General features: G+C 66.4%; 28 protein-coding genes. 14 read left to right on the top strand and 14 right to left on the bottom strand.

Annotated features, from left to right (window positions below):
* From ATE64_RS20120 to ATE64_RS20070, 11 genes are all read left to right on the top strand, one after another.
* The coding region (locus tag ATE64_RS20120; RefSeq protein WP_058801295.1) for a flagellar hook-length control protein FliK at positions 1–1,060 on the top strand (1,060 nt) is incomplete at its 5' end.
* Positions 1,061–1,077: 17 nt separating this feature from the next.
* Positions 1,078–1,695, top strand: coding sequence for a flagellar basal body-associated FliL family protein (locus tag ATE64_RS20115; RefSeq protein ID WP_058456579.1), 618 nt, complete (start codon positions 1,078–1,080; stop codon positions 1,693–1,695).
* Positions 1,692–2,606, top strand: a complete 915-nt coding sequence (locus ATE64_RS20110; RefSeq protein ID WP_058456578.1) for a flagellar motor switch protein FliM — start codon at positions 1,692–1,694, stop codon at positions 2,604–2,606. Before ATE64_RS20115 ends, ATE64_RS20110 begins: the two co-directional genes overlap by 4 nt.
* Positions 2,599–2,931 carry a flagellar motor switch protein FliN gene (fliN, locus tag ATE64_RS20105; RefSeq protein ID WP_058456577.1) on the top strand — a complete coding sequence of 111 codons (333 nt, stop codon included), beginning with the start codon at positions 2,599–2,601 and terminating at the stop codon, positions 2,929–2,931. Before ATE64_RS20110 ends, fliN begins: the two co-directional genes overlap by 8 nt.
* On the top strand, positions 2,931–3,212 hold the full coding sequence (locus ATE64_RS20100; RefSeq protein WP_058456576.1) for a flagellar biosynthetic protein FliO: 282 nt from the start codon (positions 2,931–2,933) through the stop codon (positions 3,210–3,212). The genes fliN and ATE64_RS20100 overlap by 1 nt, the downstream gene beginning before the upstream one ends.
* Positions 3,202–4,002: a flagellar type III secretion system pore protein FliP gene (fliP, locus tag ATE64_RS20095; RefSeq protein ID WP_058456575.1), complete on the top strand. Its 801-nt coding sequence runs from the start codon at positions 3,202–3,204 to the stop codon at positions 4,000–4,002. The genes ATE64_RS20100 and fliP overlap by 11 nt, the downstream gene beginning before the upstream one ends.
* A 3-nt stretch (positions 4,003–4,005) precedes the next feature.
* Positions 4,006–4,275: a flagellar biosynthetic protein FliQ gene (locus tag ATE64_RS20090; RefSeq protein WP_058456574.1), complete on the top strand. Its 270-nt coding sequence runs from the start codon at positions 4,006–4,008 to the stop codon at positions 4,273–4,275.
* 9 nt (positions 4,276–4,284) lie between these two features.
* On the top strand, positions 4,285–5,067 hold the full coding sequence (gene fliR, locus ATE64_RS20085) for a flagellar biosynthetic protein FliR (RefSeq protein ID WP_058456573.1): 783 nt from the start codon (positions 4,285–4,287) through the stop codon (positions 5,065–5,067).
* A gap of 3 nt (positions 5,068–5,070) precedes the next feature.
* Positions 5,071–6,210, top strand: a complete 1,140-nt coding sequence (locus ATE64_RS20080) for a flagellar type III secretion system protein FlhB (RefSeq protein ID WP_058456572.1) — start codon at positions 5,071–5,073, stop codon at positions 6,208–6,210.
* 59 nt (positions 6,211–6,269) lie between these two features.
* Positions 6,270–7,640 carry a flagellar filament capping protein FliD gene (fliD, locus tag ATE64_RS20075; RefSeq protein ID WP_058456571.1) on the top strand — a complete coding sequence of 457 codons (1,371 nt, stop codon included), beginning with the start codon at positions 6,270–6,272 and terminating at the stop codon, positions 7,638–7,640.
* Between the two features lie 8 nt (positions 7,641–7,648).
* Positions 7,649–8,044 (top strand): flagellar protein FliS, encoded by a 396-nt coding sequence (locus ATE64_RS20070; RefSeq protein WP_058456590.1) that lies wholly within the window; start codon positions 7,649–7,651, stop codon positions 8,042–8,044.
* A gap of 129 nt (positions 8,045–8,173) precedes the next feature.
* Here ATE64_RS20070 and ATE64_RS20065 read toward each other — a convergent pair whose 3' ends face one another.
* The 14 genes from ATE64_RS20065 to flgB form a co-directional block, all read right to left on the bottom strand.
* A complete protein-coding gene (locus ATE64_RS20065) occupies positions 8,174–9,241 on the bottom strand; it encodes a sigma-54 dependent transcriptional regulator (RefSeq protein ID WP_167541787.1) in 1,068 nt (355 codons plus the stop codon).
* Between the two features lie 181 nt (positions 9,242–9,422).
* Complete coding sequence (locus ATE64_RS20060) at positions 9,423–10,280, bottom strand: flagellar motor protein MotB (protein ID WP_058456570.1); 858 nt, start codon at positions 10,278–10,280, stop codon at positions 9,423–9,425.
* On the bottom strand, positions 10,280–11,143 hold the full coding sequence (motA, locus tag ATE64_RS20055) for a flagellar motor stator protein MotA (RefSeq protein ID WP_058456569.1): 864 nt from the start codon (positions 11,141–11,143) through the stop codon (positions 10,280–10,282). The genes ATE64_RS20060 and motA overlap by 1 nt, the downstream gene beginning before the upstream one ends.
* 91 nt (positions 11,144–11,234) lie before the next feature.
* On the bottom strand, positions 11,235–12,065 hold the full coding sequence (locus ATE64_RS20050) for a flagellin-like protein (RefSeq protein WP_058456568.1): 831 nt from the start codon (positions 12,063–12,065) through the stop codon (positions 11,235–11,237).
* A 13-nt stretch (positions 12,066–12,078) separates the two neighbouring features.
* Positions 12,079–13,404 (bottom strand): flagellar hook-associated protein FlgK, encoded by a 1,326-nt coding sequence (gene flgK / locus ATE64_RS20045; protein WP_058456567.1) that lies wholly within the window; start codon positions 13,402–13,404, stop codon positions 12,079–12,081.
* A complete protein-coding gene (locus ATE64_RS20040) occupies positions 13,401–13,718 on the bottom strand; it encodes a rod-binding protein (protein WP_082657903.1) in 318 nt (105 codons plus the stop codon). The genes flgK and ATE64_RS20040 overlap by 4 nt, the downstream gene beginning before the upstream one ends.
* On the bottom strand, positions 13,715–14,791 hold the full coding sequence (locus ATE64_RS20035; protein WP_231729194.1) for a flagellar basal body P-ring protein FlgI: 1,077 nt from the start codon (positions 14,789–14,791) through the stop codon (positions 13,715–13,717). Before ATE64_RS20035 ends, ATE64_RS20040 begins: the two co-directional genes overlap by 4 nt.
* A 47-nt stretch (positions 14,792–14,838) precedes the next feature.
* Positions 14,839–15,498, bottom strand: a complete 660-nt coding sequence (locus ATE64_RS20030; protein WP_058456565.1) for a flagellar basal body L-ring protein FlgH — start codon at positions 15,496–15,498, stop codon at positions 14,839–14,841.
* Positions 15,479–16,267, bottom strand: coding sequence for a flagellar basal-body rod protein FlgG (flgG, locus tag ATE64_RS20025; protein WP_058456564.1), 789 nt, complete (start codon positions 16,265–16,267; stop codon positions 15,479–15,481). The genes ATE64_RS20030 and flgG overlap by 20 nt, the downstream gene beginning before the upstream one ends.
* An 11-nt stretch (positions 16,268–16,278) precedes the next feature.
* Positions 16,279–17,022, bottom strand: a complete 744-nt coding sequence (gene flgF, locus ATE64_RS20020; protein ID WP_058456563.1) for a flagellar basal-body rod protein FlgF — start codon at positions 17,020–17,022, stop codon at positions 16,279–16,281.
* A 34-nt stretch (positions 17,023–17,056) separates the two neighbouring features.
* Positions 17,057–17,887 carry a flagellar hook-basal body complex protein gene (locus ATE64_RS20015; RefSeq protein WP_058456562.1) on the bottom strand — a complete coding sequence of 277 codons (831 nt, stop codon included), beginning with the start codon at positions 17,885–17,887 and terminating at the stop codon, positions 17,057–17,059.
* A gap of 24 nt (positions 17,888–17,911) precedes the next feature.
* The gene (locus tag ATE64_RS20010; RefSeq protein WP_058456561.1) at positions 17,912–18,223 is read right to left on the bottom strand and encodes a flagellar hook capping FlgD N-terminal domain-containing protein; all 312 of its coding nucleotides are present in this window, start codon (positions 18,221–18,223) and stop codon (positions 17,912–17,914) included.
* A 2-nt stretch (positions 18,224–18,225) separates the two neighbouring features.
* Entirely contained in the window at positions 18,226–18,633 is a 408-nt protein-coding gene (gene flgC / locus ATE64_RS20005) for a flagellar basal body rod protein FlgC (RefSeq protein ID WP_058456560.1), read from the bottom strand.
* Complete coding sequence (flgB, locus tag ATE64_RS20000; protein ID WP_058456587.1) at positions 18,630–18,983, bottom strand: flagellar basal body rod protein FlgB; 354 nt, start codon at positions 18,981–18,983, stop codon at positions 18,630–18,632. The genes flgC and flgB overlap by 4 nt, the downstream gene beginning before the upstream one ends.
* A gap of 278 nt (positions 18,984–19,261) precedes the next feature.
* On the opposite strand from flgB, the gene ATE64_RS19995 reads away from it, so the two are divergent.
* The 3 genes from ATE64_RS19995 (at position 19,262) to ATE64_RS19985 (ending at position 20,534) form a co-directional block, all read left to right on the top strand.
* Positions 19,262–19,768, top strand: a complete 507-nt coding sequence (locus ATE64_RS19995) for a flagella basal body P-ring formation protein FlgA (protein ID WP_058456559.1) — start codon at positions 19,262–19,264, stop codon at positions 19,766–19,768.
* A gap of 170 nt (positions 19,769–19,938) precedes the next feature.
* A complete protein-coding gene (flgM, locus tag ATE64_RS19990; RefSeq protein WP_058456558.1) occupies positions 19,939–20,235 on the top strand; it encodes a flagellar biosynthesis anti-sigma factor FlgM in 297 nt (98 codons plus the stop codon).
* Positions 20,235–20,534 carry a hypothetical protein gene (locus tag ATE64_RS19985; RefSeq protein ID WP_058456557.1) on the top strand — a complete coding sequence of 100 codons (300 nt, stop codon included), beginning with the start codon at positions 20,235–20,237 and terminating at the stop codon, positions 20,532–20,534. The genes flgM and ATE64_RS19985 overlap by 1 nt, the downstream gene beginning before the upstream one ends.
* Positions 20,535–20,601: the final 67 nt, after the last annotated feature.

Genomic DNA, 20,601 nt, shown 5'->3' with positions numbered 1-20,601 from the left:
GGGAACGACCCCCGCCCCGCCCGCGGCGGCGCTGTTCGGGCTGCCGCAACTCGTTGTCGATACATCGGTCGACGCCGCGCTTCCCGACCAGCCGGCCGTCAAGGTTCCGACGGCAGCGACGGCCGAGGCGGCCTCCACCGCCGATGCCGCTGCAGCGGCCGCCAGCCTGCTGATCGCCGTCGCCACGCCGGTCAAGGCGGCGACCCTCGCGAACGACAAGGCCGCGCCGACCGCGCAGGACGAAACCGACGGGTCCGTCGATGGCGCAGCAGGGACCGCCACGCCCGCTCCGGCCCTTCCTCCGATCGCTGTGACCGTCGAAACGCCGGCCGTCGCCACCGTGATCGCCGCCTCGATGCCGACGGCGGACAAGCCGATCGCAGAAAAGGTTTCGAAGCCCGCCGCGCCTGCCGCAGCCTCGCGCCCGGCGGACCCGGTGCTGCCGGCGGCTGCAGGCGAGCCCGCCGAGACCGCACCGACCCAGCTCACGACCGCCATCACCGTCGACCCCAAGGCCGCCAAGCCGGTGATCGATGCCGGCGCCTCGATGACCGTGCTCTTCACCCAGCCCGACCTGCAGGGGGCCGCGCCGCTGACCGAGGCCGCGAAGGCCGCGCCGGTCGCCGAGCGCGTGCTCGACACCGCCAGCGACGACCAATGGATCGCGCAGCTCGCCGCCGACATCGCAGCGACCAAATCCGACAAGGGCGAACTCAGCTTCCGCCTGATGCCGCGCCATCTCGGCCGCCTCGATGTGTCGATGCTGGCGGGCGACGAGGGCGTCACGCTGCGCCTCGACACGCAGCATGAAGCGACCGCGACGATCGTCCAGACCGCACAGCCGCGCCTCATCGAGGATCTGCGCCAGCAGGGCGTGCGCGTCGCCGAAGCGCAGGTGACGCACACCCCGGCCGAAGCCGGGCGCCAGCAGATGCAGCAGCACCAGGGTCAGGGCCGCGGCCCCGCCCCTGATGCGAGCCACCTCATCGAAACCGCCGCCGAGCGGCACGACAGCGAAACCGACGAACGCACCGCGGGCCACCGCGGCCGCTTTGCCTGACCAGGAAGGACCTGACCATGAGCAAGGAAAAAGCCCCTGAGGGCGCCGAACCCAAAAAGGGCGGCAAGATGAAAAAACTGCTGATGCTTGGCATCGGCGGCACCGCGCTGATCAGTGCGGGCGCGGGCGCCGGCATCTATCTGGGCGGCGGCCTTGGCGGCCATGAAGCGAAGCCCGAGGATCATTATCCGAAGCTTGTCGTGCGCACCAAGGGCGAGGAAGCCGCCGCTGCCGAAGGCGAAGAGGGCAAGGAGCCCGCGCCGAAGGTCGGCACCGTTTCGGTGCCGAACGACCGCTTCAAGGTCGATCCGCGCAAATATGAGATCACCTATTACCCGATGACCGATGCCTTCACGACCAACCTCGCCGACGGCTCGGGCTTCCTGCAGGTCGGGATCAGCCTGTCGACCTTCTACGACGGCAAGGTGATCAGCAACATCAAGCGCCAGCAGGTGCCGATCCGTTCGGCGGTACTGATGGTGCTCGCCGAACAGGATCCTGCCCTGCTCTCGACCTCGCAGGGCAAGCAGCAGCTCCAGCGCCAGCTGACCAATGCGATCAACGACGTCCTTCGCGACAAGGAAGGCTTTGGCGGCATCGACAATGTCTATTTCACGAGCCTGGTGATCCAGTGAGCCTCGAACCGAAACCCGTCGACACCTCGGCGAAGCTGGCGGCCGACGCGAAGGCGTCGCTGCTGCTGCGCAAGGCGGAGGACAGCTATGCCTTCCCGGTGCTCGACAGCGTCGGCAACCAGTTCGCGCGTAGCTTGCGCGATCTTGTCCGTGCGCTGGGCGCGCCGACGGTCAATGTCGAACGCGCGCCCGCGGTGCAGATGCGGTTCGCCGACTGGTGTCAGGAAGTTTCGCCGGGCCTGTTCTGGCGCTATCACGCCCCGCCCCTCAAAGGTCCGGTGCTGCTCGCCGCGACGCGCCCGCTCGTCCTCCAGCTCGTCGATATCTTCTATGGCGGCAAGGGGCAGCTCGGCAGCGAACGCGAAGAACTGACCGACGCCGAAGAGCGTTTCGCCGCGCGCCTCGGCCGCGACATGGGGATGCAGCTCGCCGCGGCGTGGAAGGCCGGGATCGAACCCGAACTCGACTGCGTCACCAGCGATCCTGCAAAGCTTGCGGCGGTCCGCGCCGACGACGAGCTGCTCGTCCAGCGCTTCACGCTCCGCGGCGGGGTTTTCGAGGGCCGCACCATTCTCTGCGCCTATCCGCAGGCCGCGCTGCGCGGAATCGCCGGTGCCGACCCTCTGCCCGAGATGCGCGATGCGCCCGCGATCGACCCCGAATGGACCGCGACTCTCAACAAGGCTCTCAAGACCGTGCGTCTTCCGGTCCGTTCGGTGCTCGCGCGCCCCGAGATTCCGCTCGTAAAATTATTGTCGCTCGAGGTCGGCGATATCATTCCGTTAACCATTCCGCGCAATGTTCCGGTAACCGTCGCCGGTCGCAGTTTCGCGTCCGGCAGCATCGGGGAAGCCAATGGGAATGCTGCCATCATGATTGAGACTATCGAAAAGGGATCGGACCATGACTGACATGAGCGAAGCCCCCGGCCGCACCGACCGTCGCGACAGCCGGACGATCGCCGGCGCGCCCAATTTCGACCTGCTCGCGGGCGTCTCGCTGCGCGTCTCGGTCGAGGTCGGATCGACCTCGATGACGCTTGCCGAACTGCTCGCGCTTTCCGACGGCAGCGTCGTCGAACTCGACCGCGCCGCGAACGAACTCCTCGACATCTATGCCAACGGCACGCTGATCGCGAAGGGCGAAATCGTCAGCGTCGACGGTCGATACGGCATTCAGGTCGCCGAACTCGTCGCGCCCGACCGCGGCATCGCGGGCTTCGAGCGGAGAGGCTGATGTTCGAGTATATTCTTCGGCTGCTCATCCTGCTGCCACTCGTCGGCGGCATGGCGTGGGGCAGCCTGTGGCTCTGGAAACGCGTCCAGATGGGCGTGCCGTTGACGCCCGGCGGCGCCAAGCAGGCGCGGCCGGTCGAAATGATCGGCGTGCTGCCGCTCGGCCCCGGCACCAAGCTCGCAGTCGTCGAATTCGCCGGACAGCAGATTCTACTCGCGGTCTCGCGCGGCAATGTCACCCGCCTCGCCGACAACAGCCAGGGCGACTTCCATGTCGGCTAAGACGCCCGTCAAGGGATTGACGCCGCGTGCCCGCTGGCTGCGCCGTGCCGCGATTGCGGGCGGCATCGCGTTGCTCGCGACGGCCGCGCCTGCGCTCGCGCAGGAAGCCGAGGCGAGCGGGCTGACTCGCGCGGTCAACGAAATCGGCGGCAACGGCCGCCCGCTGTCGCTGTCGCTGCAAATCCTCGTCCTGATGAGCCTGCTGACGGTGCTGCCGTCGCTGCTCCTGATGATGACCAGCTTCACGCGCATCATCATCGTGTTGTCGATCCTGCGCCACGCGCTCGGGCTCCAGCAGACGCCGCCGAACCAGGTACTGGTCGGCCTCAGCCTTTTCCTCTCGCTGTTCGTGATGCAGCCGGTGATCAGCGAAGTGAACCGCGTCGCGATCGAGCCCTATGGCCAGGAACAGATCGATATCGGCACCGCCGTCACCCGCTCGGGCGACGCGCTGCACGGTTTCATGATGACGCAGACGCGCAAGTCCGACCTGATGATGTTCGCGAAGATCGCCAAGGCGCCGACCTATGCGAGCCCGAAGGACGTGCCCTTCTCGATCCTGCTGCCCGCCTTCGTCACCAGCGAGCTCAAGACCGCCTTCCAGATCGGCTTCCTGATCTTCCTGCCCTTTCTCGTGATCGACCTGATCGTCGCTTCGGCGCTGATGTCGCTGGGCATGATGATGCTGTCGCCGACGGTCATTTCTATGCCCTTCAAGCTGTTGCTCTTCGTCCTCGTCGACGGCTGGGCGCTGACGATGGGTTCGCTTGCCTCCTCCTTCGGGACATAGCCGGTGGAAGCCGATTATTTCGTCGGACTTGCGCAGCAATCCCTTTGGGTACTCGCGCTCGCCTCGGCGCCGATCCTGATCCCGATCCTCGTCGTCGGCGTGCTGCTCGGTATGGTGCAGGCGGCCACCTCGATCAACGAACAGACGTTGAGCTTCGTGCCCAAGCTGATCGTCACCGCGATCTGCCTCGCGATCTTCGGCAGCAGCATCCTCGTGCTGCTCACCGATTTCACCCGCGACTTGTTCGCGGAGATCCCGAATCTGGTCCGCTAGGGCCGCCCGATGGTCCCGGCCGAAATCCCGAACGTCGAAGCGATGCTCCAGCTCTGGATGCTGGGGATGATCCGCCCCGGTGCGGCGTTCATCGCGGCGCCGGTGTTCGGCGCCGCCAATGTGCCGGTGCAGCTTCGCCTCGTCATCGCGCTCGCGGTCGGGGTTCCCGCCGTTGCCGCGTCGGGAATGACGCTGCCGCCCGACGGTATCGTCTCGGTTCCGGGTTTCCTGATGATCGTCGGCGAGGTCGTGATCGGCCTCGCGATCGGTTTCGTGCTCCAGATGGGGCTCGCCGCCGCGCTGCTGGCGGGCGAAACGATCAGCAACACGATGGGCCTCGGCTTCGCATCGATGGTCGATCCGCTGAGCGGCACGTCGAGCAGCGTCGTCGGGCAATTTCTCTCGATGCTCGCGACCGCGCTCTTCCTCGCTGCCGACGGGCATCTGCTGCTGATCCAGATCATCGTCGACAGCTATAATGCGCTGCCCCCCGGCAACGCCTTTCCGTCCTTCTCCGCGATTGGCGGGTTGCTGCGCTTTGCGAGCCTGATGTTCGCCGCGGGCCTCACGATCGCGTTGCCGGTCGGCTTCGTGCTCGTGCTCGTCCAGATGATCATGGGCGTGATCGGACGATCGGCACCCGCGATGAACCTGTTCGCGGTAGGCCTGCCCGCGACTTTGCTCGCCGGCGTCATCCTGCTCGGGATCGCGACCCCGGCGATGGCCGAGGCGATCGCCCGTTTCCTGTCGGACGCGCTCGACATGGCGCGCGTCCTCGCGGCGGGGCGCTGAGCCATGGCGGGAACGACCGAACGCGACCAGAAGACCGAACAGCCAACCGCCAAGAAACTCGCCGATTCGGCGCGCGAAGGCGATGTGCTGATGTCGAAGGAGCTGGCGACCGCGCTGATGATGCTCGCGGGCGCCGGATGGCTGTTCGCCGCGGGCGGCTGGCTCGTCCAGTCGGCGGGCGAGCTGTTGAAGCGCGGGCTGACGCTGGGCGCCGACGATGTCGCGCATTTCGCGCCCGGCGAGGCGCTGATGCGCAACGGCGTCGAGATCCTGTTGCCGCTTTCGAGCCTCTTCGCGCTTGCGCTCGTCGCGAGTGTCGCCGCCCCGGCGATGCTCGGTTCGCTCGGTTGGCGGGGCAAGGCGATCGCCTTCAAGGGCAACCGGATGAACCCGCTTTCGGGAATCAAGCGCATCTTCGGTCCGCAAGGCCTGATCGAACTGGTCAAATCGCTCGCCAAGGTGCTGCTGCTCGGCACGATCGGCTATTGGCTCGTCGCGAACAGCCTGCCCGCGATCATGTCGATGGCGCAGGCCGACCTCAACGGCGCGATCGGGCTGGCGGGCAAGTCGGTCGGCCATGCGATGCTCGCAATGGCGGGCGGCCTCGTCGTCATCGCGCTGATCGACGTCCCCGCGCAATGGTATCAGCGCAACCGCCGCCTGATGATGAGCAAGCAGGAGGTGAAGCAGGAGATGCGCGAATCCGACGGCGCTCCCGAGCTCAAGCAGGCGCAGCGCCAGCGGCAGCACGAAATCCTGAGCGGGTCGGCGCGCAAGGCGGTGGCCGAAGCGACCGTCGTCCTGACCAACCCGACCCATTTCTCGGTCGCGCTTCGCTACCGCCCCGGCCAGGATGCCGCGCCGGTGGTGGTCGCGCGCGGCCGCGGCGACGTCGCGCTGTCGATCCGCGAACTGGCGCGCGGCGCCCATGTGCCAATCCTCGAATATCCGGCGCTGACCCGCGCGATCTACTTCACCGCGCGCGCCGGGCGGGCGATCCCCGAGGAATTGTTCGTTGCGGTCGCGACCGTCCTCGCCTTCGTCTTCCAGCTCGAACGCGCGGTCGCCGAGGGGCTCTCGAAGCCATCGGTCGACGTGCCGCCGTCGCACCGCTTCGACCTCGAAGGCCGCCGACAAAATTGATCCTTCGGCGCTTAAGACACCGGAATCCCGGCCGTTAAGAAGCTCGAAGGATATTCGTCATGGTTACATCGATCGCCTCTTCGCTCGGCGCCGGGTCGGGAATTGACATCGCAAAGCTGGTCAGCGACCTGTCGTCGGCATCGCGCGAGCCGAAGGTCGCGCGTCTAGGCGGCCTGATCACCGCCAACACGGCGCGGATCAGCGCGGTATCGCAGGCGCGGTCGGATCTTGTCGGCTTTGCCGATTCGCTTGAACAGATGATTTCCGACGGGTCGCTGCGGAGCAAGCCGACAGTGTCGGACGAGAGCGTCCTCTCCGCGACCGCTCGCGCGGGCCTGCAGGCCGACAAATTCGCCGCAACGATTGTCGTCAACAGCCTTGCCCGCGCCCAGAGCAGCTATTCGGGCGTCGTCGCCGACAAGACGGCAGCGATCGGCACCGGCACGATGACCCTGACCGTCAACGGGGTTGCAAAGACGATCACCGTCGGCGCGACGAACGACAGCCTCGAGGGGCTCGCCACCGCGATCAACGCCAGCGGCGCCGGCGTGACCGCGTCGATCATCTCCGACCAGGGCGGCAGCCGCCTGATCCTGAAAGGCGCGACGGGCGCCGCCAACGCCTTCACGCTCACCGCCGACGGCGGCGCCGATCCGGGGCTTGGCGCCTTTGCGACCAATGGCGGCCTCTCGGTCGGCCAGACCGCCGCGAACGCCGAATTCACGCTCGACGGCGTCGCTTTCAGCCGCGCGTCGAACACGATCGACGACGTCGTGCCAGGCATATCGTTGACGCTCAAGAAAGCCGCTCCCGGTCAACCGGTCGACCTTGGGGCGAGCCGCCCGCTCGATCTGATCAAGCAGACCGTTGGCGACTTCGTCGACGTCTATAACCAGCTCAAGAAAAGCCTGCAGGCGGCGTCGAAACTATCGGGGGCAACGACGGGCTTGCGCGAGCTCGAACGCGAGCTCAATACGCTCGTCACCAAGGTGCTCACCAGCCATGGCAGCATCAACCAGCTCTCCGACATCGGCGTCTCGACCACGAAAGACGGGACGCTGACGCTCGACAAGGTCAAGCTCGACGCGGTGCTGGCGTCGGACGCCGGCGCGGTCGAGGGGTTGTTCAATCCCCTTCGCGACGGCACGCACAATCCGGTCAGCGACCCGGGCATCGCGGGCGCGCTCGACGCAATCCGCGACAAGGCGGTGGCGACCGACGGCGCGATCGGCCGGCTCGAGAAATCGCTGGCCGACAAGGGCACCTCGCTGTCGAAGGAACTCGAAAAGGTCGAGACGCGCGAAGCGGCGTACAAGGCACGGCTCGAGAAGCAATATTCGCAGCTCGACGTCAAGCTGAACGCCTTCAAGGCGACGCAGGCCTATCTCGAGCAGCAGATCAAGCTGTGGTCCAATTCCAATAACGATTGATGGTACCGATGACGACCGCCACCGCCTCGACCGTCCGCGCGACGGGACTCTATCGCCGCCTGCAGAACGAAAGCCGGGCAAATGCGGCGGACCCGATCGAACTCGTGACCATGCTCTATGACGAGCTGGAGACGGCGGTGGGCGTACTCGCGGCGATGGTGCGCCAGGGGCAGCGCGTGTCGGCGACCGAGCCCGCGCACCGCGCCCGCGCGATCCTGATCGGCCTCGACGTCGGGCTCGATCACGAGAATGGCGGCGACGTCGCCGAGGCACTCGCCCGCGTCTATCGCAGTATGCGGCGGAAGCTCGACAATGCCGTCGCCGCGAACGATGCCGAAGAGCTCGACGAGCTGCTCAAGGGCATCGTCACCGTCAGCTCGGCCTGGCGTCAGCTGCGCCAGTAATGTCTCTCGACCCTGAAAAGGGTTCGGCACCGGCCGCTTCCCTGCTGCCGCCAAAGGTGGGGACAGGCGTCAGAGGGAGGAGTGCGGCCGGTGCCGAATTCAGCGGCGCCGAAACTGGTGGGGTAGTTATCAGGCGGCCTGCTGCTGAACTCCATATTTGCGCATCTTCTCGATCAGCGTCGTGCGCTTGAGGGTCAGGAGGCGTGCGGCCTCCGAGATGATGCCGTCGGCGAGGTCGAGCGCATTGTGTATCTGTTCGAGCTCGATGCTTTCGATTTCGCGCTTAAGATCGATCGGGCGGCCCGGAGCCGGCGTCTTGGCATAGGGCACCGGCGCGGGCTGACCGTCGTCTATCGCGGCAGCAGCGATCGGAGCGGCCAGACGCGGCGCGAAAGCCGCGGTCGGGTTCAACAGGATGGCGACATCGTCGGCGCCGAGCGTTTCGCCGCCATAGAGCACGCTGGCGCGCTCGACGAAGTTCCTGAGTTCGCGGACATTGCCCGGCCAGCGATGCTGCATCAGCACTGCGAGCGCGGCGTCATCATAGCGGCATTTGGTTTCGCCGGGCATGTTGCGCTGGAAATGGCGGATCAGCGCCGGGATATCCTCAACCCGCGCCGCGAGGCTCGGAACCTGCAGGACAACGACGCCGAGGCGGAAGAAAAGATCCTCCCGGAAGCGGCCGTCTGCAATCGCAGTGCCCATATCCTGGTGGGTCGCCGAAATGACGCGGACGTCGACCTTCTTCATGTCGCTGCTGCCGACGCGGACGATCGTCCGGTCTTCGAGCACGCGGAGAAGTTTGACCTGCATGTCGAAGCGCATGTCGCCGATTTCGTCGAGGAAGAGCGTACCGCCCTCGCTGGCTTCGAAATGCCCGATGCGGCGAGCGTGAGCGCCGGTGAAGCTGCCCTTTTCATGCCCGAACAGCTCGGATTCGATGAGGTCGGCGGGAATGGCGCCGCAGTTGATCGCCGAGAAGGCCCTGCCCGAACGGACGCCTTCATCGTGGATCGCGCGGGCGACCAGTTCCTTGCCCGAGCCCGAGGGGCCGCAGAGCATGACCGATGCATTGGAGCGGGCGACCCGCCGGATCATTTCGCGAAGCTGGACCACCGCCGGGCTGTGCCCGATGATCAGCGCCTCAAGCGCCGAGCGATCCTCCCCATTCTGTCCAACAGTCTGCCCCACGGTCATTTTCGTCTCCACCGCGCCCCCCATTCGGCGCCCTCTTGATGGAGACAGAAATTGAGGAAAATGGTAAACGAATGATTATCCAAATTAACACAAGCCATTGAAAACAAAGCATTATTACCATATTGGCAGCAATGTTGGCTCAATTTGGATGTTTACGAATTTCAATGCTGCCAGATTGGCTCTATTTCTCGTCCCCGACCCGCCAGCCGAGGGTGATCGAGATGCGACGGTTGCGCGGATCGAGCCGGTCGACAGGGTTATAGGGCTCGCGATCGGCGACGCCTTCGATGCGTGCGTAGCGGCTGCCGTCAACCCCCCGATACTCCAGGAAGTTGCGAACCACCTCGGCGCGGTCGACCGACAGGCGCCAGTTGTTCATCCCCGTTTTCGCCGACCAGGGCGCGGCATCGGTATGGCCGCGGATCATCACCCGGTTCGGGGTCTCGGCAATCGGCTTGGCGATCTCGCTGAACAGCTTCGCGCCGGCGGGCGTCAACTGGCTGGTGCCCATTGCGAACATCGAGAAGTCGGCATCGTCGACGACGTCGATACGCATCCCCTCGGTCGTCACAGTGAAACGCAGGTTGCGCGCAAGACGCTTGAGCTCGCCCTTTTTCTGGACGCGCTCCATCATCGATTTCGCGACCTGCGCGAATTTTTCCTTTTCGCGCTCGCGCCCCGCCGCTTCCTTCGGACCGCCGACCGCGTCCTTGGGGATGGTCAGCGAGCGCGTCCCCGTCTGGCCCGCGCGATGCGGATAGCGGTCGGCCGAGACGATCGAATCGCCGCCGAACAGGCTTGCGCCGCCGGCGCTCTCCTGCTTGGTCTTGACGATCGTCGGCGCGAAATAGTCGGCGAGCGCCTTGCGCTGCTTCTCGGTCGTCGCGCCGAGCAGCCACATCAGCAGGAAGAAGGCCATCATCGCGGTCACGAAGTCGGCATAGGCGACCTTCCACGCGCCGCCGTGATGGCCGCCATGGCTTTCCTCGATCACCTTCTTGACGATGATCGGCCGGACGAGGTTGGGACGCGCAGCCACTACCGCCCTCGCATTCCGTCGAAGACTTCGGCAAAGCTCGGCTGGTTATGGTGATCGACACCCGAGCGCGCCGCCTCGATCACCAGCGGCTGCGGATGGCCGTGGAGCGACGCGATGATGAGCTGCTTCACCGTGTGGTAGATGGCGGCGTCGCTTTCGATCACCGCCTTGGCGCGGTTCGCGAACGGGCCGACAAGACCATAGGCCAAGAGCACGCCGAGGAAGGTGCCGACGAGCGCCGATCCGATCATGCCGCCGAGGATCGCCGGCGGCTTGTCGATCGAACCCATCGTCTTCACAACGCCAAGCACCGCCGCGACGATGCCGAGCGCGGGCAGCGCGTCGGCGAGGCCCTGCAGCCCTTCGGCGGGCTTCAGCGCATGGTGGCGATGGCTCTTCAGCGCATTGTCCATGACATCCTCGACCGCGTGCGGATCGAGCGTACCCGACGACACGACGACGAGGCGCAGCGTGTCGCAGATCAGATGGACGAGCGTGTCGTCCTTCAAAAGCTTGGGATACTGCTGGAAGAGCGGCGAAGCCTTGGGGTCCTCGATATGCGGCTCGACCGCGACCGGACCCTCGGTCCGCATCATCTTCATCAACGTCGAGACGAGCAGGATGACGTCGAGGTAATCCTGTTTCTTGTATTTCGGCCCCTTGAACACGGCGGCAAGGCCGCCGCCGAGCGCCTTCAGCTCGGCACCCGAATTGCCGATGATCAGCGATCCGACCGCGGCACCGCCGATGATGAGCATTTCGTGCGGAAGCGCGTGCATGACGGGGCCGAGATTGCCACCCGTCATCGCGAAGCCCCCGAAGACCAGCAGGATCAGTACGACGATGCCGACGACGGGAAACATGCGCGCTCAACTCCGTTCGGGCTGGCAGCCCGGAAAATTCAGGGGACGTCTATTAAGCTTAACGGCAGCCGGCCGGAGAAATTGAGACCGCTCAGTTCAAAAGATCGAACATTGTCTGCCGGTTGATCTTGGCGAAGGCGGCCTGCGCGGCGCTGAGCGTCAGATCCTGGGCGTTGAGCAGCGCGATCGCGCTCTCGAGATCGGTGTCCTCGACCGACTTGCGTTCGTCCGCGATCTCGATCCCCCGCGCCGCAAGCCCTTCGCCGATCCGTTCGAGCCGCCCGGCGGCGAGGCCGATGATGGCATTCTGGTTGGCGACATGATCGATTGCGGCGGTCAGCGTGTCGAGACCGGCGGTCATCGCGGGCTTGTTCCCGGCGCCGACCGCGGTCGCGATATCGCGAAGGCTGGTCGACAGGCTGTTGCCGCCCATGACAAAGACATCGGCTGCCGACGGCACCGCCGCGAAGCTGACGTCCGAATCGAACCGGATGACGCGCGCGTTCCCGGAGGCGAATAGCGGTTCGCCGTTCGAATCGCGCGTTGCCGCCAGCCCGTCGATTTCGTCGGCGATCGCGTTCAGCTCGGCGGCGATCGTCGCGCGGTCGGCGGGCGCCAGCGTGTCGGTCGAGGCCGAAAGCGTCAACTCGCGCGCACGCGTCAAAAGGCCGCTGACCGACTGGAGCACGCCGTCGGCCTGCGCGGTCTGCGCTTCGGCCGATTTGATGTTCGCCGCCCAGCTCGCCATGCTCGCCTGCGTCGTGCCGATCGTCTGGATGCGCCGCGCGGCGACGGGGTCGTCGGACATGCGCTGGAGCCGCTTGCCGGTCGAGATCTGGATCTGCGTCCGTTCGAGCGCCTCGGCGAGCTTGCCCTGGCGGGCGATCTCGCGGGTCATCTTGTTGCCAACGGCGTTAATCATCTTGTCCGCCCCCTTAAATCGAGCTCAGCAGCGTCTGCATCGTCTCGCGCGCGACCTGGATCGTGCGTGCCGCGGCCGAATAGGCCTGTTGGAAACGGATCAGCTCCGACGCTTCCTTGTCGAGGTCGACCTGGCTGACATTGTCGCGTGCTGCGGCGGCCGCGTCGGCGCGCGTCGCGGCCGCCGCATCCTGCGCGCGCGCCGAAGCGGTCGCCTGCGCCTGCGTCGCCATATGCCCCGACCAGACCGTCTCGGGTCCGGTCGCGCCGCGCATCGTGCCGAACGCCAGCATATTGCCGTTGGTGCTCGTCGCATTCGCTGCGGCAACCTGTTCCGGCGTAAGCGTCGTTGCAGTGAGCGTCGCAGCGCTGGTGCCGGTGAAAAGCGGCTGCCCGCCCGCGCCGTTCGCGTCGATGCCGGCCTGGTGCGCCGCGTTGAGCTGGCTCGCGAACTGCGCCGCCATCGTGTCGAGCCCGGCGCGCTGATCGGCGACATGGTCGGCCGCCTGCGCGAACCCGGCAAGCTCGCCGGTGGCGGTCGCGAAGGGAGACCCGCCGACCGAATAGGAAAGGCGCCCGTCCGCCGCCGTCGTGACCGCGATCGGGGTGACCACACCGCCGCCGACGAGCAGGTCGCCGCTGCCGGCGACGCGCAGCGTCACCGCGCCGTGCGTGTCGAACGTCGCGCTGACCCCCGCCTGCGATGACAGCTGGTCGAGCAGCCGGTCGCGCTCGTCGAGCAGCGCCGCCTCGTTGGTCGAGCCCGGCCGCGCCTTGCGCAGCCCGACGTTGATCTGCTCGAGCGCGGTCAGATTGGCATTGAACTTGTCGACACCGGCTGCTGCCGCGCCCGAAACGCCGTCGGAAAGACCCGACAGCTGGCCGGCCGCCGTGCGGAAACCCGATGCGACGTCGTCGACCGCCTGCAGGAACTGGCTGCGCAGCGTCTTGTTCGACGGATCGGCGGTCAGCAGGTCGGCTGTCGTGTAAAGCTTGTTGAGCGCGGTCTTGATGCCGTTGGTGTCGTCGCTCAGTGCCCCCTCGACGCGGTTCATCCAATCGAGCTTGGTCGCTGCTCGCTCCGAATCGCCGCCCGAGATGCGTGCATCCTCGATCAGCCACTGGTCGACCGAGCGCACCACGCCCTTGATATTGACCCCGCCCGGGGTGACCGACCCGCTGTAGAGCACCATGTTGCTGCCCGCAGGCACCTCGCCGAGCTCGAGCCGCCGCCGCGCATAGCCCGGCGTCTGGGCGTTGGCGATATTGTCGCCGACCATCGAGAGCGCCTTCGAATAGGCGCGCAGCCCCGTATAGCCGATGCTGAGAAGGTCGCTCATTGGACGCCTCCGCCAAGCGACGTCGGCCCGCCGCCCAGACCTCGGAACTGGCGCTCGACCATGTCGGCGATGCCGAACTGGCGCAGTGCCGCCATCGAATCGGCAGTCTTGGCGTCGGCCATCTCGCGGAAATTGTCGGTCGCGCTCGACCCGAAAATGTCGTCGGCAAGCTTCGCCTGCCGCATCGACGCCATCAGCTGGCGCAGGATCACGGCCTCGAAAGCCTCGGCCGCCTTGCGCAGCCCGCCGTCGCCGCCGCCCGCCGCAGCGGGCGTGGGCGTCGGCGCACGGGTGGAGGAAATGGGCGTCGTCATATGATCACCAGTTCCGCAGTCAGCGCGCCGGCCTGGCTCAGCGCTTCGAGGATGGCGACAAGGTCGCCGGGAGGGACGCCCATGCGGTTGATCGCATCGACGAGCTGCGAAAGCGAAGCCGTGGGCTTGATCATCATCACCGGGCGATACTCCTGGTCGACACCGATCTCGCTCGACGGCTCGATCGCGGTCTGGCCGCGGCTGAACGGCGCGGGCTGCACCACCGTCGGCGATTCCTTGATCGAGACGGTCAGCTTGCCCTGCGTCACCGCCGCGGTCCCCACGCGAACCGCGCCGTTAATAACGACCGTCCCGGTGCGGGCATTAACAATGACTTTCGCGGGCGGTTCGGCGCGGATTACGTCGAGATTCTCGATTCGGGACATCAGGCGCATCCGCTCGTCGCCGCCACCCGAGGCGCGGATCGCGATGCTGGCGCCGTCGATCATGACGGCCGAGCCCGGCAGCGCCTGATTGATCGCGTCGGTGACGCGCTTTGCATTGGTCGCGTCGAACTGGTGGAGGTTGAAGGTCAGCTGGTCGGTCGCGGTGAACCCTGTATCAACCGCGCGTTCGACCGTCGCGCCGCCGGCGATGCGGCCGCTCGACGGCACATTGACCGTCAGCTTCGATCCGTCGGCGGCATCGACGCCGAGCCCGCCGATGACGAGATTGCCCTGCGCCATCGCGTAAATCTGGCCGTCGGCGCCATAGAGCGGCGCGAGCACCAGCGTGCCGCCGCGCAGGCTTTTCGCCTTGCCGATCGCCGACACGGTGATGTCGAGGCGCTGGCCGGGTTTCGAGAAAGCGGGCAGCTCGGCGGTGATCATCACCGCCGCGGCATTCTTGAGCGCCGGGTTGACCCCGGCGGGCAGCGTCAGGCCGAAGCGCGAGACCGCGCCCTTCATCCCCAGCGTCGAATAGTCGAGGCTGTCGTCGCCCGTCCCCGCGAGGCCGACGACGATGCCGTAACCGGTGAGCTGGTTCGCGCGCAGGCCCTGGAACTGGCCCATATCCTTGATCCGTTCGGCCTGCGCCGACGCGGAAAAGCCAAGGCTCGCCAGAAGCAGCAGGAAGAAGGTGAGGAGGGTCGGACGCCTGGTCACTGGATTATCCTCTTTCAGAACGGGCTGATGATCGAGAAGAAGCGCTGCAGCCAGCCTTGCTTGCTGGCGCGCGCGATCTCGCCCTTGCCCACGTAACGGATGTTGGCATTGGCGACGCGCGTCGACAGGACGCGGTTGTCGGGACTGATGTCGATCGCCCGGACGATGCCCGAAATCTGCACGCGTTCGTCGCCGCGGTTGAGCGTCAGCAACTTCTCGCCCTTCACCAGCATCGTGCCGTTCGGATAGACGGCGGCGACGGTCACGCTGACCTCGCCCGACAGCGCGTTCGACTGCGACGCGTCGCCCTTGCCCTTGAACTGCTGTGTGCCGCTCGCGCCGACATCGCTCGGGTCGAACAGCGAGAACGGTCCGGTCGCCGGCGGCGTCAGGCCGATGCTGCCGTCGCGCTGGGTGTTGGCGGCGTTGCTTTTCGTCGCGGCGGTGCGCTCGACGAGCTGGATCGTGATGATGTCACCGACCTGCCCGGCGCGCCCGCCCGAGGTGAGCGGGGTGTAACCGCTCTGGAAGATCGCGCCATTGGACGGCGGCGCGGGCGGCGGCGCGGGCATCGACACCGAAAAGGCGTCGGGCGCGACCTTGTCCTTCGCGGCCGCCGGAGCCGCCACAAGCGCCAAGGCGATCAGGCCGAGTTTAGAGAGTCTGCGCGGCATTTTTCATCATCTCGTCGGTGGCCGAGATCATCTTCGAATTGACCTCGTAGGCGCGCTGCGTCTCGATCATGTCGACGAGTTCCTCGACGACATTGACGTTCGATCCTTCGAGCATCCCGCCGCGCAGCGAGCCGCGGCCTTCCTCGCCGGCGCCGCCGACGAGCGGCGCGCCCGAGGCCTGCGTCTCGACGAGCAGGTTGTTGCCGATCGCCTGCAGCCCCGCGGGGTTGGAGAAGCGCGCGATCTCGATGCGGCCGAGCTCGGTCGCGCCTTCCTGTCCCGGCACGCTCGCCGACACGGTGCCGTCGGCGCCGATGGTGATGCTCGACGCATCCTCGGGGATCTGGATCTGCGGCTGGAGCGGCTTGCCGTCCGAGGTCACGATCGTGCCGTCGGGCGAGCGGCCGAAATTGCCGGCGCGGGTGTAGCCGATGCGCCCGTCGGGCATCTGCACCTGAAAATAGCCGGCACCGTCGATCGCAACGTCGAGGCCGTTGCCCGTCGTCGCGAACGTGCCCTGCGTATCGATGCGCGCGGTGCCGCTGAGCGCGACACCGGTGCCGAGGTTGAGGCCGGTCGCATAGCGGTTTTCCGCGGTCGACGGCGCACCCGGCTGCGTCATCATCTGATAGCTCAGCGTCTCGAAGCTCGCGCGGTCGCGCTTGAAGCCCGTCGTGTTGACGTTGGCGAGGTTGTTCGCGATCACCTGCATCCGGAAGCCCTGGGCATCCAGACCGGTCCGCGCGACGTGAAGGGCTCCGAAGCTCATCTCTATTCTCCTTAACGGGGCAGCTGCATCAGATTGGCCGTCGCGCTGTCCATGTCGCGCGCGTCGGTGATCATCTTGAGCTGCGTATCCCAGCTCCGGCTCGCCTCGATCATCTCGACGAGCGCAGTGGTGGCGGCGACGTTCGACCCTTCGATCGAGCGGGTGACGAGCCGTGCCTCGGGGTCGTCGGGAAGAATCCCGCCTCCCTTCACGCGGAACAGCCCGTCGATCCCCTTGACGACATCCGAACCCGCCGGGGTCGCGAGCCGCAGCCGGTCGACCTCCTGCGGATTCTGCGGGTCGCCCCCGTTCGGCACGACCCAGATCCGGCCCTCGGCATCGATGCTGATCGAGTCGGCGGGCGGGATCGTGATCGGCCCCTGCGCGCCCTGTACCGGGCTGCCGTCGCCGGTGGTCAAAAGGCCGCTCGGCGATAGCTGCAGGTCGCCGCGGCGGGTATAGGCTTCCTCGCCATTTTTCGCCTGAACGACGAGCAACGCATCGCCCTGTACCGCGACATCGAGATCGCGGCCGGTCTGGGTGATCGTGCCCGCAGCCATGTCGGCGCCGAGCACCTCTTCCGAAGCGACGGCGCGCGTATCGAACCCTTCGCCGTTCAGCCAGAGCGACTGGGCTTCGGCCATGTCGGCCCGGAACCCCGGCGTCTGGGCGTTGGCGAGATTGTTCGCGATCGCCGTCTGCCGGGCCATGCTGCCCCGCATCGCGGTCAGGCTGGTGTAGATGAGGCGGTCCATCTGGATACTCCCGGCAGGCGGTCAGTCGCGCGTCTTACGTGCGCATGTTGATGACGGTCTGGGTCAGCGTCGAAGCGCCCTCGATCGCCTTGGCGTTCGCCTGGAAGTTGCGCTGCGCGGCGATCAGCATCACCAGCTCCTCGGTAATGTCGACGTTCGAGCGTTCGAGCGTGCCCGACCGGATCGTGCCCATCGGGCCGTTGGTCGCAGCATCGATCGTCGGTGGTCCGCTTTCGCCGGTGGACTGCCAATGCGCGTCACCGATGGGGCGCAGACCCTCCATCGCGGGAAAAGTCGCCATCGCGACCTTGCCGAGCACCTGGTCTTCGCCGTTCGCAAAGGTCGCCGTGACGAGGCCGTCGAGGTCGACCGAGACGTTGATCAGCGAGGCCGTCGGATCGCTCGGTGCACCATCGGGCAGAACGAAGTCATAAGCGCCGGCGAGCGTGCGGTCGGTGACGTTGCCCGCAGCATCGACGGGAAGCAACTGGAGTTTCTGGCCGGTCGAATCGATGACGGTGCCATCGGGCAGCGGCGAGAAAGCGCCGTTCCGCGTATAGGTGACCTGGTTGCGCGGCGGCTCGCCCTTCACGATGAACAGCCCCTCGCCGACGATCGCGAGGTCGAGCGTCTTTTCGCTCGTCTCGTACGACCCCTGCGTGAACTGCTGGGTGATCCCGATCAGGCGCTGGCCCTGGCCCGCGACGGTTTTCGACGACTGCGTCGGCGACGAGGCGAAGATGTCGCCGAATTGCGCCTTGCTGCGCTTGAAGCCGATCGAGTTGGCGTTGGCGATATTGTTCGAGATGACCGACATGTCGGTCTGGGCGCCCTTGAGGCCCGAAAGCGAAGTATAGAACGACATGGACTTATCCTTCCTGCGAAATGATTAGGTGGTCGGGGTGGCCGGCGGCGTCGCCGGGGGTGTCTGGGCGGCCTTGATGTCCTTGAGCAGCGCGGTCTGTGCCGCGAGCTGTTCGGAAATGCTCTTCAGCACCGTGTTGGTCTCGCTGACCCCGGCGAGGCTGGAGAATTGCGCCATCTGCGCCACCATCTCCTGGTTATCGACCGGGTTGAACGGGTCCTGCTGCGACAGCTGCGCCGTCATCAGGCGCAGGAAGTCGCTCTGGTCGAGTTGCTGCCCCTTGAGCTGGGTCGGCGTGTACGACTGATACTGGTTCTGGATGGAATCGACGGCCATGATTATTGTCCCAACCGCAGCGTTTCGTTGATCAGGCCCTTTGCGGTTTCGAGGACCTGGACATTGTTCTGATACTGGCGCGCCGTCTCGACCATCTCGACCAGCTCGGCGGCGCTATCGACCGCCGCCTCCCACACATTGCCGTCCTTGTCGGCGAGCGGGTTCGACGGATCATGGCGCTTCGAGGGCGCCATCTTGCCCGTCGTGACCTGGTCGACCTGCACGGTCGCGCGGCCCTGCGCGTCCATCACGGTGCGGAACACGGGCTTCAGCGAGCGGAAGGCTTCCTTCTCGCTGCCCGCGACCGTCCCCGCGTTGGCGAGGTTCGACGCAGTGGTGTTGAGGCGAACGAGCTGCGCCGACATGGCGCGCCCGCTAATGTCGAAGACCGAGAAATTGCTCATCGTCATTCGCCCTTGATCGCGCGCGTCAGCGTGTTGACGCGGCCCTGGAGGAAAGAGAGGCTCGAGCGATAGGCGAGCGCATTCTCGGCGAAGGCGGTCTGTTCGGTCGCCATCTCGACGGTGTTGCCGTCGAGCGAGGGCTGGACGGGCACGCGATAGGCGATCGCGCCTTCGATCGCGCCGTCGGTCGAGGCGCCCTGGCTTGCAAGGTCGAGCGCCTTCGAAAAGTCGAGATCGCGCGCCTTGTAGTTGGGCGTGGCGGCATTGGCGATGTTCGACGCGAGCATCATCATGCGCTGGCTGCGCAGCTGGAGCGCCGTCGCGTGCAGGCCAAAGAGCTTCTCGGTTGCCATCATCATCTTCCCTTGCTTGCCGCAGTGGACGGGCTGGCCGGCCGGCGCGGGCACGCGGAATAACACCAAGGCATGATGCAATCGCCGTGCCAAAATATATTTATCTTTGTTTTTCAAATATATGTGCCGGTCGCTCGATCATCCGCCGCGGCCCCGGACGGCAGCTCGTCAAAAGATTGACGTGGCGCCGTGCCACCACACGGAATTCCGCGGGAAACCCCGACTGGCACGCATCCTGCACTTCGATTCCGTGGAATTTTGGACCAACAAGGATTGTCTCCATGACCCGCATGATCGTCGCCTGCCTTGCCGCAAGCCTGACCGCACTTCCCGCTGCCCATGCACAGCAGGCGATGCAGGACTGGCAGCCCATCGACGCGATCGCGCAGACCGTCGCCAATGCGATGGGCCGCGCCGCGGTGCCGATCGATCGCCGCATCAAGCTGGCGCGCTGCCCCGAACAGCCGGCCATCACCGCGCTGGACGCGCAGACGCTCGCCGTCCGCTGTGCACCGCTCGGATGGCGCCTGCGCGTCCCGCTCACCGGTCCGGCGGGCGCGGCGCCCATGCAAGCAGGCTTTGCCGCCCCCGCGGCGACGGCACCCGTCGTCCGTCGCGGCGACAATGTCCGCGTGACGATCGAAAGCGAGACTTTCACGGTCAGCTATTCGGCCATCGCGACGCAGGACGGCCGCCTTGGCGAGACGATCGCGCTCCGCGGCAATGACGCGAAAAACATGCTGAGCGCGGTCGTCACGGGCCCCGGCCGCGCGCGGATGACCGACTGACACGCTTCGCACGACCAAGCCCCACTGGCCCGGCGGCGTCGGCATTCCGACACGCCGGGTTTCTTTTTTCATTTTTTCGGTAACCACCCCTTAATCTCCGGACGCGCCGTCCGTTAAAGCCTTGTGAGACGCATCCGCCGTTCGTTCGGGCGGGGCAGATGGAGGCAGCTATGTCGAGTGACGGCAAGATCGGACAGGTGGGCGGCGTCAGCCGCACGGCCCCCGTGCGCAAGATCGCAGACAGCACGCTTGCGGCTGGCGCGGCGCCGCTTCGCACGGCCGCGCCCGACGCGCTGGCGGGCGCGAGCCTGATCCGCATCGCGAGCGACCTCGCATCGATGCCGCCGCCGGTGGACAGCGCACGCGTCGCCTCGCTGCGCACCGCCATCAACCAGGGCGGCTACCGCGTCGACGCGGCAACGATCGCGCTCGCGATGCTGAACTATGCACAAGGGCGCACCGAATAATGCCGATCGAGGATGTCCAGGCCAAGCTCGACCTGCTGGTCGGCGCGCTCGACGGGCAGGACGCCGGCGCGATCATCGCCGCGACCGAGGAACTGGCGACGGCGGTGATCCTGTTTCGCGGCGCCGCGATCCCGGCGGGCAGCGAAGCCGAGGCGCGGACGCTGATCACCCGGACGCTGGCGCAGCTCGAAGCCGCCGCGATGCGGATCAACCTGCTCAAGGACTGGACGCGTCAGAGGATTGACATGAACCATGCGATCCGCGGCACCCGGCCTCGAGGGCTCGCCTTAACCTACTGACAAACCGTATTTTCCGGCCAGCTTCCGGAAAATGGCACGATGATTGCTTTTGGTTCCCTGAAAGAGC

The organism is Sphingopyxis sp. H073 (assembly GCF_001468395.1).
GTDB lineage: Bacteria > Pseudomonadota > Alphaproteobacteria > Sphingomonadales > Sphingomonadaceae > Sphingopyxis.
This window is presented reverse-complemented; position numbering and strand designations above follow the sequence as displayed.

What these genes read in the sequence shown, in the direction of transcription:
- ATE64_RS20115 (WP_058456579.1), top strand. Translation starts at nt 1,078, where the DNA reads ATGAGCAAGGAAAAAGCCCCTGAGGGCGCCGAACCCAAAAAGGGCGGC.
- fliN (WP_058456577.1), top strand. Translation starts at nt 2,599, where the DNA reads ATGACTGACATGAGCGAAGCCCCCGGCCGCACCGACCGTCGCGACAGC.
- ATE64_RS20100 (WP_058456576.1), top strand. Translation starts at nt 2,931, where the DNA reads ATGTTCGAGTATATTCTTCGGCTGCTCATCCTGCTGCCACTCGTCGGC.
- fliP (WP_058456575.1), top strand. Translation starts at nt 3,202, where the DNA reads ATGTCGGCTAAGACGCCCGTCAAGGGATTGACGCCGCGTGCCCGCTGG.
- fliR (WP_058456573.1), top strand. Translation starts at nt 4,285, where the DNA reads ATGGTCCCGGCCGAAATCCCGAACGTCGAAGCGATGCTCCAGCTCTGG.
- ATE64_RS20080 (WP_058456572.1), top strand. Translation starts at nt 5,071, where the DNA reads ATGGCGGGAACGACCGAACGCGACCAGAAGACCGAACAGCCAACCGCC.
- fliD (WP_058456571.1), top strand. Translation starts at nt 6,270, where the DNA reads ATGGTTACATCGATCGCCTCTTCGCTCGGCGCCGGGTCGGGAATTGAC.
- ATE64_RS20070 (WP_058456590.1), top strand. Translation starts at nt 7,649, where the DNA reads ATGACGACCGCCACCGCCTCGACCGTCCGCGCGACGGGACTCTATCGC.
- ATE64_RS20065 (WP_167541787.1), bottom strand. Translation starts at nt 9,241, where the DNA reads ATGACCGTGGGGCAGACTGTTGGACAGAATGGGGAGGATCGCTCGGCG.
- motA (WP_058456569.1), bottom strand. Translation starts at nt 11,143, where the DNA reads ATGTTTCCCGTCGTCGGCATCGTCGTACTGATCCTGCTGGTCTTCGGG.
- ATE64_RS20050 (WP_058456568.1), bottom strand. Translation starts at nt 12,065, where the DNA reads ATGATTAACGCCGTTGGCAACAAGATGACCCGCGAGATCGCCCGCCAG.
- flgK (WP_058456567.1), bottom strand. Translation starts at nt 13,404, where the DNA reads ATGAGCGACCTTCTCAGCATCGGCTATACGGGGCTGCGCGCCTATTCG.
- ATE64_RS20040 (WP_082657903.1), bottom strand. Translation starts at nt 13,718, where the DNA reads ATGACGACGCCCATTTCCTCCACCCGTGCGCCGACGCCCACGCCCGCT.
- ATE64_RS20030 (WP_058456565.1), bottom strand. Translation starts at nt 15,498, where the DNA reads ATGCCGCGCAGACTCTCTAAACTCGGCCTGATCGCCTTGGCGCTTGTG.
- flgG (WP_058456564.1), bottom strand. Translation starts at nt 16,267, where the DNA reads ATGAGCTTCGGAGCCCTTCACGTCGCGCGGACCGGTCTGGATGCCCAG.
- flgF (WP_058456563.1), bottom strand. Translation starts at nt 17,022, where the DNA reads ATGGACCGCCTCATCTACACCAGCCTGACCGCGATGCGGGGCAGCATG.
- ATE64_RS20015 (WP_058456562.1), bottom strand. Translation starts at nt 17,887, where the DNA reads ATGTCGTTCTATACTTCGCTTTCGGGCCTCAAGGGCGCCCAGACCGAC.
- ATE64_RS20010 (WP_058456561.1), bottom strand. Translation starts at nt 18,223, where the DNA reads ATGGCCGTCGATTCCATCCAGAACCAGTATCAGTCGTACACGCCGACC.
- flgC (WP_058456560.1), bottom strand. Translation starts at nt 18,633, where the DNA reads ATGACGATGAGCAATTTCTCGGTCTTCGACATTAGCGGGCGCGCCATG.
- flgB (WP_058456587.1), bottom strand. Translation starts at nt 18,983, where the DNA reads ATGATGGCAACCGAGAAGCTCTTTGGCCTGCACGCGACGGCGCTCCAG.
- ATE64_RS19995 (WP_058456559.1), top strand. Translation starts at nt 19,262, where the DNA reads ATGACCCGCATGATCGTCGCCTGCCTTGCCGCAAGCCTGACCGCACTT.
- flgM (WP_058456558.1), top strand. Translation starts at nt 19,939, where the DNA reads ATGTCGAGTGACGGCAAGATCGGACAGGTGGGCGGCGTCAGCCGCACG.
- ATE64_RS19985 (WP_058456557.1), top strand. Translation starts at nt 20,235, where the DNA reads ATGCCGATCGAGGATGTCCAGGCCAAGCTCGACCTGCTGGTCGGCGCG.